Origin of the sequence: Clostridium phoceensis, from assembly GCF_001244495.1 — a bacterium.
In the GTDB taxonomy this organism is placed as follows: Bacteria; Bacillota; Clostridia; order Oscillospirales; family Oscillospiraceae; genus Lawsonibacter; species Lawsonibacter asaccharolyticus.
Window position 1 is genome coordinate 943,889 of sequence record NZ_LN866274.1, and the last position, 14,053, is coordinate 957,941.

Genomic DNA, 14,053 nt, shown 5'->3' on the forward strand with positions numbered 1-14,053 from the left:
GGGCTCTCTGCTGTCATTTGTGGGGAAAGAGATTCCCCAGGCTCTCTGCCTGCTAGTCATGCGCCCCGGCCGGTGGCCCCCCGTTCTGCCTCCAGCTGGTTCATCTTCCGCTTCCGGGCGGCGGAGAAGGCCAGCTTGTCCGCCAGCTGACGGGTGTCCCCGGACTGGATGACCTGGCGGTAGAGGCGAAGGTTGTCCTCCAACGTCTCCAGCGCCTGGGTCAGGGCGGGAGCGTTCAGGGAGAAGAGCTGGGTCCACAGGGGGACGTCCAGGGCGGCCACCCGGGTGCAGCCCCGGAAGGAGTCCCCCTCGAAGCCCTGGTAGGCGAACAGGCTGGGGTCGTCGCACACCGAGACGGCGATGATGTGCATCATCTGGCTGGTATAGGCGATGATGGCATCGTGCTGCTCCGGGGTGGTGCACACCACATCGGCACAGCCCAGATGCCTGGCCACCCGCTCCATCAGCGCAAGATGCTCCGGCTGGGTCCCCTCGTCCGGGGTGAGGATGTAGTGGGCCCCCTGGAACATGTTGGGCAGGGCGTGCTGAATGCCGGAAAATTCAGTGCCTGCCATGGGGTGCCCTCCTAGAAAGGATACACTGGAGGGCAGGGTCCGGGCGGCATCCACGATGGCGCCCTTCACGCCGCATACATCAGTGACCAGGCTGCCGGGGCGGAAGTGGTCCCGATGCTCAGAGAGGAACTCCTGGATGCCCCGGGGATGCATGCAGAGGAACACCAGATCCGCCTGGGCCAGGGCCTCCCGGGGGTCCTCGCAGACCTGATCCACAATTCCCTGCTCCAGGGCGTAGCGAAGGGTGGGCTGGCTCACATCCACCCCCACCCGCTTAAAATCTTCAAACTCTTTCAGCCCCATAGCGATGGAGCCGCCGATCAGGCCCAGGCCGATGACCGCGATCTGTCTGCTCATAAACGATCTCCTCGATTCCAAAGTGCGTCTGTGGGAACGATAGCACTGTACCACGGTTTGGGGCGCAAATCAACACTTTAACACAAAAAAGCGTTAAATTTTTATTTTGCGCACCGGTAAACAGTCCCGTCCTGGGGCTGGATTCCCTTGGCCTGGAGGAGCTGCTCCACCGTGACAAAGCAGTAGCCCTGCCCGGAGAGGGCATCCGCGATCTGGAGAGCGGCGTCCACTGAGCTGTCGTAGATGTCGTGGAGCAGGATGATGCTGCCGTCCTCCACATGGCTGAGGACGGAGCCCACCACCCGCCCAGTGTCCTGGTCCTTCCAGTCCTCCGGGTCTACGGACCACAGGACAACGGGGGAGCCGGCCCACCGGAGCCCCGCATCGTCAATGATTCCGTAGGGCGGGCGGAGCCAGAAGTCACCGGAGCCCAGCACGGCGGAGAGGACGCCCCGGGTTCTGCCCACCTGGAGGTCGAAGTCCCCCCGAGAGAGGTCAGAGATGCAGCTGTGATCGTAGGAGTGAACGCCGATCTGGTGGCCGTCTTCCGCCATGCGCCGGACAAGGGCCTCCTGACCTTGGATGCGGTCGCCCACCAGGAAGAAGGTGGCCTGGATCTCCCGGAGAGCCAGACCGTCCAGCAGGCGGGAGGTGGTGGAGGTTCTGGGGCCGTCGTCAAAGGTGAGAGCCACCAGGGGGGGCTCCTCCGGCACCGTCACCGACCCGCCGCCCCCTGCCTCTGCGGCTGGCCCTGGGCCGGGCCGGCACAGGGCCGCCCGAAGCCGTGCAGGCACAAGGACCCGCCAGTATTTAAAAAATTTTTTCCTGCACCACATGATGACCGCCGCCTTTCCCATCGCGCTCACTGTTCAGTATGTGCGCTTTTTCCGGCAGCTTGCTCAGAAATTTCTGACAGAAAAAATGCCCTCCGGCCGGGGCCGGAGGGCAGGGAAAGCGGATGGGGCGGCAGATCAGTGGTTCAGCACCCGCACCCGGATCACGCCGGGGATGGCGCGCAGCTCGTTGGCTACCTGGTCGGTGATGCGGGTGTTCACGTCCACGATGGTGTAGGCGTAGTCCTTTTTGGATTTGTTGGTCATGTTCTCCACGTTGATCCCGTCGTTGGACAGGGTGGACATGATGTTGGTGAGCATGGCGGGCACGTTCTTGTGGATGAGGCAGAGGCGGGAGATGCCGCTCCACTCCTGCTCCAGATTGGGCAGGTTCACCGAGTTGCGGATGTTGCCGTTGACCAGGTAATCCTGGAGCTGACGGGCGGCCATGACGGCGCAGTTCTCCTCGCTCTCCGGGGTGGAGGCGCCCAGATGGGGCATGGCGATGACGTTCTTTACCGTGGCGATGGTGTCGTTGGGGAAATCGGTGACATACTTGGCCACCCGGCCGGTCTCCAGGGCGGCGATCATGTCCTGGTCGCACACCAGCTCGCCCCGGGCCAGATTCAGAATGCGGACACCGCCTTTCATCTTGGCGATGGCGTCCCCGTTGATGAAGTCCTTGGTGGAACTGGTGTAGGGGACGTGGATGGTGACATAGTCAGACACCTTGTACAGCTCGTTCACGTCCTTGACCACATGGACATGGCGGTCCAGCCGCAGGGCGGCGTCCACAGACAGGTAGGGGTCGTAGCCGTACACGTCCATCCCCAGGTCCAGGCCGATGTTGCACACCAGGGCGCCGATGGCACCCAGGCCGATGACACCCAGGGTCTTACGGTAGAGCTCAGGGCCCACAAAGGCGGATTTGCCTTTCTCCACGGCGGCGGCTACATCCACATTTGGAGTATGAGCCTGTTCCTGGACCCAGTCCACGCCCCCGACGATGTCCCGGGAGGCGATGAGCAGGGCGGCGATGACCAGCTCCTTTACTGCGTTGGCGTTGGCACCGGGGGTATTGAAGACCACGATGCCGGACTCGGAGCAGCGGTCGATGGGAATGTTGTTGGTGCCGGCGCCCGCCCGGGCGATGGCACGCAGGGCATCCGGGAAGACGTAGTCGTGCATCTTGGCGCTGCGCACCAGGATGCCGTCCTCGTTCTCCACATCCTCCCCCACCTGGAAGCGGCTCTTGTCCAGCTGATCCAGGCCGGCGGACGCAATCTTGTTCATGGTTTTGATGCGGTACATATGGCAATTACCTCGAATCCTGATTTCTGATGGAAGGGGCGGATCACTGGGGAGCGATCACAGGCTTCCCGTCCGGCCCCAGCAGCGGGGTGAGCCCAGAGGCATTTCCGTCCCGGTGAAAGAGATACTGCACCCCGGTGACAGTATCCACCCAGATCTCGGTCTGGACCAGGGCACCCTGGGCGTAGATCTTGACGAAGCGGTTGTTTTCTTTTGCGGCCATGGAAGCACCCCTGTTTGGTCTGCAAGCGGAAGATCGAATGGGAACAGGGCCTCAGTTGGCCTTATCGAAGGCCCGGATGAAGTCACAGAGCTTCTCCACGCCTTCCACAGGGACGGCGTTGTAGATGGAGGCCCGCATGCCGCCCACTTTGCGGTGCCCCTTCAGATTGACGAAGCCGGCTTCGGCCGCCTCCTTGACGAACTTGGCGTCCAGCTCCTCACTGGCGGAGCGGAAAGTGACGTTCATATCGGAGCGGAAGGGCTTCTCGGCGGCGCAGGTGAACAGCTTGGAGCTGTCGATGCAGTCGTAGAGCATCTGGGCCTTACCGTGCTTGATCTGCTCCATGCCCTCGATGCCCCCCTGCTCGTCCAGCCAGTCCAGGGTCAGGCCCAGCATGTAGATGCACCAGCAGGGCGGGGTGTTGTACATGGAGTCCTTGTCGATCATGGCCTTGTAGCTCATCATCACGGGGGTGTAGGGCAGCTCGTGGCCGGCCAGATCCTCCCGGATGATGACCACGGTCAGGCCGGCGGGGGCCATGTTCTTCTGGGCGCCGGCGTAGATGATGCCGAACTTGGAGACGTCCACGGGGCGGGAGAGGATGTCAGAGGACATGTCGCACACCAGGGGGACGCTGCCGGTTTCGGGGACATACTGCCACTCGGTACCGTAGACGGTGTTGTTGGCGCAGTAATAGAAGTAGCTGGCCTCCGGGTCCAGCTTCAGCTGGTCCTGGCTGGGGATATAGGTGTGGTTGCGGTCCTCGGAGGAGGCGGCCAGGCTGATCTGGCCGTACTTCTGGGCCTCCTTGTAGGCCAGGTTGGAGAAGTTGCCGGTGACGGCGTAGTCCGCCCTGCCCGTCTTGCCGATCAGGTTCAGGGGGATCATGGAGAACTGGCCGGTGGCGCCGGTCTGGAGAAACAGGATCTTATAGTTGTCCGGCACCTTCATCAGGCGGCGGAGCTTGGCCTGGGTCTCCTCAAAGATCTGAATGAACACCTTTGAGCGGTGACTCATCTCCATCACAGACATTCCTGATCCATGGTAGTTGGTGATCTCGGCCCCGGCACGCTCAAGGACGGACAGGGGAAGCATGGAAGGTCCTGCGGAGAAGTTGTAAACACGCTGGTCGCTCATTTTGGGAGAGCCCCTTTCAAATTAAGATCTTGCCAGCTCTGCTCCCGCACAGGGGAAGGGAAACAAAAATGACAATGTATCCCTATTATAGTGAAGGAAAATTTCTCTGTCAATGCCCCCGTCCGTCCCCAAAGAGGCCTTTTGGGATAAAAAAGCCCGCGTTTTTTGGAAAATAATTTTCAAATGCAGGATATGGGGAAAAAAGCCGCAAAATCCGGGGAGAGAACGGGAAAAAAGTGGGAAAAATGCCGCCCCTGCATGAAAGGCTGCAGAGGCGGCATGAAGAAATGAGATGGGTCCATGGGATTATTTCACATAGGGACCGGGCCCTCAGGTCCGCAGGACCCACTGGAGCATTAGGAGCAGGCCCAGGCCAGGGACACCCAGCACACCCAGGATCAGGGCGTTGACCAGGTTCACCCCCAGCCCCAGTCCGATCTGGTTCAGCAGGGCCAGCGCTGCCAGCCCCACAGAAGAGCGCACCGCCAGCCGGAGCAGCCTGCCCAGCGGGCGGTGGAGCAGGAGCAGGGCGGCCAGCGCCACCATAACTGCCACGCCCCAGGCCCCGGCCAGGGAGCCGGTCATGGCTGGGCCTCCAGCTCCTTGACCCGGCGCAGCAGATAGTTGTACCGGGACTGGAGGGCATTGATCTCAAAAACGTAGGATTCAATGAGATCTCCGTCCTCCGCACTGTTGAAGCCCCGGTAGGCCTGCTGGATCAGGGCCCGGGTGTGGGCCAGAGAGGTCAGGAGCTCCTGCCGCTCCACATTGTCAGCGCGCTCCAGACGGCGCAGGGAAAACATGCGGGCCGCTTCCGCCATGAGATTGTCCTCCTTTCGGCCCCGGCACACCGGGGCACGGCTGGTCTTGTCCCTTGTCAATGAAAGGTATGATATAGTCTGGTCAAATATTCCATTGATTAAACACACATAGGAGGAAAAGGAGGGGAGATACTAACCCCGGACCGTGTATCAAACTTCCTGACCTGTGCTCCAGAGGGCCCGATGGCGAAAGGCAAAAAGGAGAACGGAGAACGCTGGGGCCGTCCCATCCGGGAGGGCTGAACAGCCGCCGGACTTTTCCGGCCCATCCTTTTTAAGCCGGTGCTGGACCGCTTTTGAGCCGCAGACCGGGGAGGGCGTGGGGGACCCCGCAGAAGGCGGACCGACCCGCAATGCCGAAGCACCGTCCACACAGACCCAGTCCCTCCCCGTCCCGGACGGAGGAGCTGACAGAGTCAAAACGGGGCCGCCGGGACACCGGCGGCCCCCTGAGACTGTCGGAAAAGTGGCTTTGCCGCTTTTGGAAGAAAGATGCAGTCTGCAAGTGTTTTGCTCGGCGCACATGTCGCCGGGGAAAACAGATCAGAACTTGATCCTCACCTGCGGGCGCAAGCTCTGCGAGGCTTTTTCCACAGACAGAGGGGGCCGCCGATATCCCGGCAGTCCCCTCTGCTGTTTCACAATAGTAAACCGAGAAAAAATAAAGTTGACAATCCGGGGAGGCAGTGGTAAACTATTGCAGAAAAACGGTTTACAATTGAGAGAGGGGATAGGCGTGAAAAAGCTGGCAGTGGAGATCATCTCGGGCAGAAGGCTGAACCGCCGGGACGACCTGGCCGTCTTCCTGACGGCGGACCTGGAGGAGCTGCGGGCGGGAGCGGACCAGATCCGGCAGGCCCTGTGCGGGGACCGGGCGGACCTGTGCACCATCATCAACGGCCGGAGCGGCCGGTGCAGCGAGGACTGCAAGTTCTGCGCCCAGTCCTGCCACTACGGCACCCAGGTGGAGGAGTATCCCTTCCTCCCCCTGAAGAAGATCGTGGCGGAGTGCAGACGGAACGAGGCGGGGGGCGTCCACCGCTTCTCTATCGTCACCGCCGGGCGCAGCCTGAAGGGGATGGAGCTGGAGCAGGCCCTGGAGGCCTACGCCCGGCTGCATCGGGAGAGCGGGCTGAAGCTGTGCGCCTCCCACGGCCTCCAGACCGAGGAGGAGTTCCGGCGCATGAAGGAGGCGGGGGTGGAGCGCTGCCACGCCAATCTGGAGACCTCCCGGCGATACTTCCCACAGATGTGCACAACACACACCTATGAGGACAAGGTGACCAACATCCAACGGGCCCGGGCGGCGGGGCTGGAGGTGTGCTCCGGCGGCATACTGGGCATGGGAGAGAGCTGGGAGGACCGCCTGGACCTGGCGGTCAGCCTGGCAGAGCTGGAGATCAGCTCCATCCCGCTGAACCTCCTGCGGCCCATCCCGGGCACGCCCTATGAGGGGATGGAGCCCATTTCCAACGAGGACGTGCTGCGCACCGTGGCTTTTTTCCGGTACATCAACCCCACCGCATGGATCAGGATGGCGGCGGGCCGGGGGCAGTTCCCGGACGGCGGAGCGGAGCTGTTCCGCTCTGGGGCCAACGCGGCCATCACCGGGGACATGCTCACCACCACCGGGACCAGCATGGCGGGGGACCGGGCCATGCTGCTGGGGCTGGGCTACCAGGTATGAGCGACAGCGGGGCAGGAGAAACGCCCCAAACGACAAGGAAAGGAAATCAGAACTATGAGCCACGAACCCATGACCGCCGGGGCGGTCCAGAAAAAGAGCAAGATCTACGGCCTGTCCATGACCGCGGTGATGGCGGCGGTGACTTGTGTCCTGGCGCCCATGTCCATCCCCATCGGACCGGTGCCCATCTCTTTCACAAATCTGGCCATCTACCTGTCTCTCTATCTGCTGGGGTGGAAGCGGGGGACAGTGAGCTATCTGGTCTATGTGCTGATCGGCATGGTGGGCGTGCCGGTGTTCTCCGGCTTCACCGGCGGCATGGGCAGGCTGCTGGGCCCCACCGGGGGCTATATCGTGGGCTTCATCCCCATGGCACTGATCGCCGGCGCGGTCATCGACCGCTTCCGGAACCGGGGCATCCAGCTGGCCGGCATGATCGCGGGCACTGCAGTGTGCTATGCCTTCGGCACCGCCTGGTACTGCTTCCAGGCCGGTTCCTCCGTGGGGGCTGCCCTGGGGCTGTGCGTGTTCCCCTTCATCCCCGGCGACCTGGTCAAAATGCTGATCGCCATGGCGCTGGGCCCCATGATCCGCTCCCGGCTGGAGAAAGCGGGACTGTATCGGGGATGACCAGCTTCTCTCAGCCGTCCGGCGGGGAGGCCCAGAGGACGGCGGCAGGTCCCGCATAAAACTAAATCATCCGGACAGGGCAGACAGCGGCGGCCGCTCTCTTCTAAGAGAGCGGCCGCCGCTTCCCTGTGCCGGAGGTTGACAGGCCAGACAAAGAGAGGTACAGTGTCAGCAGGAAAACAAATTTTGGAGAGAAAGGCGGGCAGACCTATGCTGCAGGGAAAGGTATATGGGGTGTATTTCAGCCCAACAGGGGGGACGAGAGCTTATGTTACGGCGCTGGCCGGGCTGCTCTCCTGCGAGGCGGAGGAGATCGATCTGACGGCGCGGGAGGAGCGGGCGCGGGACCATGTCTTTGGCCCGGAGGATCTGGTGATCCTGGGGGCGCCGGTCTATGCGGGGCGGCTGCCCCAGCTGGAGGGCGGGATCTTTGAACGCCTGCGGGGGGACGGGACCCCGGCGGTCTTTAATGTGAGCTACGGCAACAGAGCTTTTGAGGACGCCCTGCTGGAGGAGCAGGACATCTGTCAGGCCCATGGATTCCACGGGATCGCGGCGGGGGCCTGGATCGCCCCTCACACCTTCTCCGGCCGCATCGGGGCCGGACGGCCGGATGGGGCGGACCTGGAAAAGGTGCGGGAATTTGCCGCGGGGGTCCGGGCGCTGCTGGAGCGGCCGGACTGGAGGACCTGCCGGCTCACGGTGCCGGGGGACCGGCCCTACCGGCCGGCCAGGCGGGTGGAGGTGCACCCCGCGGGGGACGAGAGCTGCACCCGATGCATGGCGTGTGTGTCCCGGTGCCCGGCGGGAGCCATCCCTCCGGAATCCCCCCGGAGCACTGACACGGGCCGCTGCATCTCCTGTCTGGCCTGTGTGAAGAACTGCCCGGCGGGGGCGCGGGCGGTGGCCGGTCCGGCTTTCCCCAAGATGGTGGAGGGGCTGGAGGGGCGGCTGCTGTCCCCCCGCCGGGAACCGGAGCTGTATTACGGAAGGTGAGACGATGATCAAAACAGTTTTTAGACCTCTGCGGCACGGCGGCCTATAAGGGTGGGCCTGTCTCCTATGGGGTGATGCAGCGCACGGTCCCGGACGGCGTGGAGGCGATCCGGGATTTCAGGGGGCTGATGGAGCACCTGCCCCAGTTGTCCGGCGAAAAATCCAGCGAAAAAGCAGACCGCGCCCCGGAAGACGTTCTCTTCCGGGGCGCGGTGTTTGATCGGGGGGCGGAATCAGTCCTCGAAGGGCAGGCCGCTGAGATAACGCCGGGCCAGATCGAAGGCGTGGTGGGCGGTCTGAGTACGCAGACGGGCACGGACTGGGCGGCTGCCCAGGTTCAGGGCGCGGACATGGGCGCCCTCGGCGGTGGAGATGGCCACGAAAGCGGTGCCTACCTCGTGGTCCCATTCGTCCTTTCCAGGGCCGGCCACGCCGGTGGCGGACAGGGCGATGTCGCAGCCCAGCAGCCTCCGGGCTCCATCGGCCATAGCCCGGGCCACCTCCGGGGAGACTGCGCCGAACTGGTCCAGCAGGTGCTGGGGCACCCCCAGTACGCCCGCCTTCACCTCATTGGTGTAGGAGACCACCCCGCCCCGGAACACCTGGGAGGAGCCGGGGATGTCAGTGAGGCGCTTGGCCATCAGGCCGCCGGTGATGCTCTCGGCGCAGCCCAGGGTGAGGCCCTTCTCCCGAAGCAGGTCCTCCACCACCTCCTCCAGAGAGGAGACATCCACCCCGTACACCCGGGTGCCGAAGCGGGCCTTCAGCTCCTCCACCTTGGGCAGAAGCAGGGCCTGGGCCTGCTCCATGGTGGGTGCCTTGGCGGTGACCCGCAGCTCACACTCCCCCTCCTTGGCGTAAGGGGCCAGAGTGGGGTTGGACATGGCATTCATCTCGTCTCGGAGCTGGGCCTCCATCTGGGACTCCCCGATGCCGAACAGCTTCAGGGTGTGGGAGGCGATGACTCCCTCGGACAGGGCCTGAAGGTAGGGGACCACCCGGTGCTGGAACATGGGACGGCACTCGCTGGGGGGGCCGGGGAGCATGATGACGTGGCAGCCCTCCGCCTGGAAGGCGCAGCCTGGGGCGGTGCCCCAGTCGTTGACCAGGACGGTGCAGCCCTCGGGGAGCATGGCCTGCTGAAGATTGTTCTCCGTCATGGGCCGCCCGGTGCGGGCAAAATAATTCCGGATGCGCTGGGCAGAGGGCTCGTGGAACACCAGCTTCTTTCCAAACGCCTCGGCCAACACGTTTTTCGTCAGGTCATCACAGGTGGGGCCCAGCCCCCCGGTGGTGATGATGATATCAGCCCGCCCCTTAGCGGCAGCCACCGCCTCCCGGGCCCGCTGGGGGTTGTCCCCCACCACGGTGTGCCAGTAGACGTTCAGGCCCAGGGCGCTGAGCCCCTGGGAGAGGATCTGGGCGTCCAGGTTGACGATGTTGCCCAGCAGCAGCTCAGTGCCCACGGACAGGATCTCTACAGTATGAGACATGAAAAAGACCTCCAGGAAAATGAGATTGGCGGCGCTCCAGTCAGGGGGCGGGGGCTTCCGCCGCCCCGGCCCGGTCCAGGATCTGCTCTACCTGGCGCAGGTCCCGGATGTCATAGTCGATGCGGGGGTCTGCCGGGCGGGGCTCCCCCAGAGGGTTGTACCAGCAGCACAGGATGCCGGCGCTGCGTCCCCCCTGCATGTCGCTGGTGAGGGAGTCGCCCACGATCATCACCTCGTCCCGGCAGCAGGGGCCGATCTGGGAGAATACCGCGTCAAAAAAGGCGGCCCCCGGCTTCTCGGTCCCCACGATCTCAGAGATGAAGACCCCGTCCAGCATCCGGTCCAGGCCGGAGCGGGACAGCTTCCGCTCCTGGGCGACCCGGGTGCCGTTGGTCACTGCGTACTGCCGTACCCGGCCCTTCAGCCGGGCCACCAGAGAACCGGCGTCATCCCGGAACACCACAGTGTCCCCCAGGCGCAGCTGGTACTCCTGGTTGAAAGCGGGGATGTCCCGGCAGTTCAGCCCCTCCTGGGCGAAAAACTCCTCAAAGCGGCCCAGCAGGACCTGGGGCTTGGTCAGCTCCCCCCGCTCCAGCCGCCGCCAGTAGGTCCGGTTGATCTGGGAGTAGCGTGCCAGCAGCTCCGGCGTGCAGGGGCCCATCTGAAAGGAGCGGAAGCAATCCTCCAGAGCCCGCCGCTCCGCTGCCGAGAAGTCCAGCAGCGTCCCGTCCACGTCCCAGAGGATCACGTTGATCTGTGCCATATCGCGCCTCCTGTCCCTCAGACCTGGACCCGCTCGATGCCGTCCACCGCGGCTTGGATCAGCGCCTGGATGTCCAGCTTCTCCTCGGCGAACTCCACCTCGCCGGGCAGGGGCCGCAGACGAGGATGACGGGGCGTGAAGACGGTGCAGCAGTCCTCATAGGGAAGGATGGAGGTCTCGAAGGTGCCGATCTTCCGGGCGATCTGGACGATCTCCTCCTTGTCCATCCCCACCACAGGGCGCAGGATGGGCAGATCGACCACCGCGCCGGTGACCAGCATGGCGTCCATGGTCTGGCTGGCCACCTGGCCCAGGCACTCACCGGTGACCAGGGCCTTAGCCCCGCACCGCCGGGCCACCTCCTGGGCGATGCGCATCATGAAGCGGCGCATGATGACGGTGAACAGCTCCTCCGGGCAGGAGCGGCGCAGCTCCTCCTGGATGGCGGTGAAGGGTACCACGTGGACGGTGAGCCGCCCGGTCCAGGGGGTGAGCAGGCGGGCCAGCTCCAGCACTTTCTCCTTGGCCTCGAGAGAGGTGTAGGGATAGGAGAAGAAGTGGACCATGTCCAGGGCCACCCCCCGCTTTGCGATCATCCAACTGGCCACAGGGGAGTCGATGCCCCCGGAGAGCAGAGAGACGGCCCGGCCGTTGATGCCCACAGGCAGGCCGCCGGCGCCGGGCTGGGGCTGGGTGTGGACGTAAGCGGCGTAGTCCCTCACTTCCACGTAGACGGTGAGTTCGGGATGGTGGACGTCCACCTCCAGGTTGTCATAGGCCTCATGGAGCTCCCCGCCCACATACTGGCTGAGCTGGATGGAGGTCATGGGGAAGGTCTTGTCCGCCCGCTTGGTCTCCACCTTAAAGGTGCGGGCGGCGCGGAGCTGGTCGTCCAGAAATTCCTTGGCGCAGGCCAGGATGGCGTCCTTGTCCTTCCCGCAGGGGCGGGCCAGGGACAGACCCACGATGCCGAACACGTGCTTCAGGGCCTCATAGGCCCCCTCCACATCGCAGCCCTCGCCTATGGGCTCCACGTAGGTGGCCGACTGCCGGGTGTACACCCGGAACTGGCCGAAGGGACGGAGACGGCGGTGGAGGTTGGCCTGGAGCTTGTCCTCGAAGCTGCGGCGGTTGAGCCCCTTGAGGACCATCTCACCCAGCTTGAGCAGAATGATTTCGTTCATTATGTGTAAGATCCTTTCCATCGATTCGCTTCACAGGCATTATATCGGAAAGCGCCGGGGATGTCCAGCGGGAGCGGAGAAAGTCTCGGATCTGTCCGGGGATGTCCCTCCGGCGCGTGCCCTATGCAGGGCGCATTCTACCGCCGCAGGTACTCCGGCGGACGATATTGGAGGGCCTCGGCCAGGTGGGGGAGCTGGATGGAGGTGCTGCTGTCCAGGTCAGCGATGGTCCGGGCCACCCGCAGGATGCGGTCATAGCTGCGGGCGGTGAGCCCCATCCGGTCAAAGGCCCCCTGCATCAGCCGCTGGCACTCCGAGTCCAGGGCGCAGAACCGGTCCAGCTCCTGCTGGCCCATCCGGGCGTTGCAGGAGGCGTCCCCATAGCGCCCACGCTGGATGTCCCGGGCCCGGTCCACCCTGCCCTTGATGACGGAGGAGGGCTCCGACGGGGCGCGGCGGGCCAGCTCACCGAACTCCAGGGCGGCCACCTCCACAAACAGGTCGATGCGGTCCAGAAGGGGGCCGGACAGGCGGGAGAGATAGCGCCGCACCTCCTGCTCCGTGCAGCGGCAGCGGCCGCTGGGGTGGCCGTACCAGCCGCACTTGCAGGGGTTCATGGCGCACACCAGCATGAACCGGCTGGGATAGGTCACCGAGCCGGCGGCCCGGGAGATCTGCACCTGCCCGTCCTCCAGGGGTTGGCGGAGCACCTCCAGCACCTCCTTGGAGAACTCGGGCAGCTCGTCCAGAAAGAGGACCCCGTGGTGGGCCAGGGAGATCTCACCCGGCCTGGGATTGGTGCCGCCCCCTGCCAGCCCCATGGGGGAGATGGTGTGGTGGGGGGAACGGAAGGGGCGGCGGCTGATGAGGGGGTGGTCCGGGTCGGTGAGGCCCATCACCGAGTGGATCTCGGTGGCCTCCAGGGCTTCAGAGCGGCTCATATCGGGGAGGATGGAGGGCAGGCGGCGGGCCAGCATGGATTTGCCAGACCCGGGAGGACCACACATGAGCAGGTTGTGGCCGCCGGCCGCGGCGATCTCCAGGGCCCGCTTCCCGTTCTCCTGCCCCTTCACCTCGGAGAAGTCGGGGGCGGGCTCTGGGCCGGGGCCGGGTACCCAGGGGCGGGCCGGGGGGATGGGCTCCTCCCCGGTGAGATGCCGGGCCAGCTGGGCCACGTCCCGGACAGGGTAAACGGCGGGACCGCCGGCCAGGGTGGCCTCGGCGGCATTGGCCTCCGGAACGAAGAGAGAGCGGATGCCAGCCCGCCCGGCGGCCAATGCCATGGGAAGGATGCCCGCCGCGGGGCGCAGTTCCCCGGACAGGGACAGCTCCCCCACAAAGGCGCAGTCCGGGTCCCGCACCTTCAGCTGCCCGCCGGCGGCCAGGATGCCTACCAGGATGGGCAGGTCGTACAGCGTGCCTGACTTCTTCACATGGGCGGGGGCCAGATTGACAGTGATGCGGCTGACCGGGAACTGAAAGCCGCAGTTCTTGATGGCGGAGCGCACCCGCTCCCGGGCCTCGTTCACCGCCGCATCGGGCAGGCCCACCAGGGTGAAGGCGGGCAGGCCGCTGGACAGGTCGCACTCGGCGCTCACCTCATAGCCTGAGACCCCCTGGAGCCCCAGAGAGCGCACTTGGAATACCATAGGCACATCCTCCTTGGCGGGAGTATGGAACACAAATTGTCCCCGTTTGGTACATTTTACTCCTTCGGCACCATCCTTTGCAACGGATGCCAGTATTTTTCTTCCGGAAATCGGGGGAAATCGCTCCAGCCCGATTTACAAATGGGGGAAAAGATGATAAACTAGCTTTGTCTGAGAAGAGACCGCCCGCTCCAAAACAGGGAGGGGCGGGATCGCTGTGCCCGGACGCCTGACCGCGGGGAGCTGACCGCCATCCCGACCCGAGGCAGGCGGCCCGCCGGGCCGGCGGGGGGGGGCACACAACCCCCCCGGGGACAGGGGCCGGGGGGGGGGGGGCGGGGCCCGGAAAACGGGGGAAAAGAGGGGAGGTCTCTAGCGCAAGAAATTAAAAACA

The 14,053-nt window shown here is 64.5% G+C and carries 14 protein-coding genes; 3 read left to right on the top strand and 11 right to left on the bottom strand.

The genetic code is table 11. The annotated features are described in order from the left end of the window. Positions 1-56: 56 nt before the first annotated feature. From BN1969_RS05375 to BN1969_RS05405, 7 genes are all read right to left on the bottom strand, one after another. A complete protein-coding gene (locus BN1969_RS05375) occupies positions 57-932 on the bottom strand; it encodes a prephenate dehydrogenase (protein ID WP_050623363.1) in 876 nt (291 codons plus the stop codon). 101 nt (positions 933-1,033) lie between these two features. Beyond that, complete coding sequence (locus BN1969_RS05380; RefSeq protein WP_187120329.1) at positions 1,034-1,726, bottom strand: polysaccharide deacetylase family protein; 693 nt, start codon at positions 1,724-1,726, stop codon at positions 1,034-1,036. Between the two features lie 177 nt (positions 1,727-1,903). Continuing rightward, positions 1,904-3,076, bottom strand: coding sequence for a phosphoglycerate dehydrogenase (locus BN1969_RS05385; RefSeq protein WP_050623365.1), 1,173 nt, complete (start codon positions 3,074-3,076; stop codon positions 1,904-1,906). Positions 3,077-3,119: 43 nt separating this feature from the next. Further along, complete coding sequence (locus tag BN1969_RS05390) at positions 3,120-3,299, bottom strand: DUF6440 family protein (protein ID WP_050623366.1); 180 nt, start codon at positions 3,297-3,299, stop codon at positions 3,120-3,122. 51 nt (positions 3,300-3,350) lie between these two features. After that, a complete protein-coding gene (gene serC / locus BN1969_RS05395; RefSeq protein ID WP_050623367.1) occupies positions 3,351-4,436 on the bottom strand; it encodes a 3-phosphoserine/phosphohydroxythreonine transaminase in 1,086 nt (361 codons plus the stop codon). A 330-nt stretch (positions 4,437-4,766) separates the two neighbouring features. Further along, on the bottom strand, positions 4,767-5,021 hold the full coding sequence (locus tag BN1969_RS05400) for a pro-sigmaK processing inhibitor BofA family protein (RefSeq protein WP_050623368.1): 255 nt from the start codon (positions 5,019-5,021) through the stop codon (positions 4,767-4,769). Then, positions 5,018-5,257 (bottom strand): DUF2508 family protein, encoded by a 240-nt coding sequence (locus tag BN1969_RS05405; RefSeq protein ID WP_050623369.1) that lies wholly within the window; start codon positions 5,255-5,257, stop codon positions 5,018-5,020. Before BN1969_RS05405 ends, BN1969_RS05400 begins: the two co-directional genes overlap by 4 nt. Before the next feature lie 736 nt (positions 5,258-5,993). Here BN1969_RS05405 and bioB point away from each other — a divergent pair. The 3 genes from bioB (at position 5,994) to BN1969_RS05420 (ending at position 8,570) form a co-directional block, all read left to right on the top strand. Then, entirely contained in the window at positions 5,994-6,944 is a 951-nt protein-coding gene (bioB, locus tag BN1969_RS05410) for a biotin synthase BioB (RefSeq protein ID WP_187120330.1), read from the top strand. Positions 6,945-6,998: 54 nt separating this feature from the next. After that, complete coding sequence (locus BN1969_RS05415; protein ID WP_050623370.1) at positions 6,999-7,574, top strand: biotin transporter BioY; 576 nt, start codon at positions 6,999-7,001, stop codon at positions 7,572-7,574. 210 nt (positions 7,575-7,784) lie between these two features. Next, positions 7,785-8,570: a 4Fe-4S binding protein gene (locus BN1969_RS05420; protein WP_050623371.1), complete on the top strand. Its 786-nt coding sequence runs from the start codon at positions 7,785-7,787 to the stop codon at positions 8,568-8,570. Positions 8,571-8,803: 233 nt separating this feature from the next. Here the strand turns inward: BN1969_RS05420 and BN1969_RS05425 are convergent, their stop codons facing one another. The 4 genes from BN1969_RS05425 to BN1969_RS05440 form a co-directional block, all read right to left on the bottom strand. Next, positions 8,804-10,063 (bottom strand): competence/damage-inducible protein A, encoded by a 1,260-nt coding sequence (locus BN1969_RS05425; protein ID WP_050623372.1) that lies wholly within the window; start codon positions 10,061-10,063, stop codon positions 8,804-8,806. Positions 10,064-10,103: 40 nt separating this feature from the next. Further along, positions 10,104-10,826: a YjjG family noncanonical pyrimidine nucleotidase gene (locus tag BN1969_RS05430; RefSeq protein ID WP_050623373.1), complete on the bottom strand. Its 723-nt coding sequence runs from the start codon at positions 10,824-10,826 to the stop codon at positions 10,104-10,106. 17 nt (positions 10,827-10,843) lie between these two features. Next, the gene (gene thiI / locus BN1969_RS05435; RefSeq protein ID WP_050623374.1) at positions 10,844-12,010 is read right to left on the bottom strand and encodes a tRNA uracil 4-sulfurtransferase ThiI; all 1,167 of its coding nucleotides are present in this window, start codon (positions 12,008-12,010) and stop codon (positions 10,844-10,846) included. A 137-nt stretch (positions 12,011-12,147) separates the two neighbouring features. Further along, complete coding sequence (locus BN1969_RS05440) at positions 12,148-13,659, bottom strand: YifB family Mg chelatase-like AAA ATPase (RefSeq protein ID WP_050623375.1); 1,512 nt, start codon at positions 13,657-13,659, stop codon at positions 12,148-12,150. Positions 13,660-14,053 lie beyond the last annotated feature (394 nt).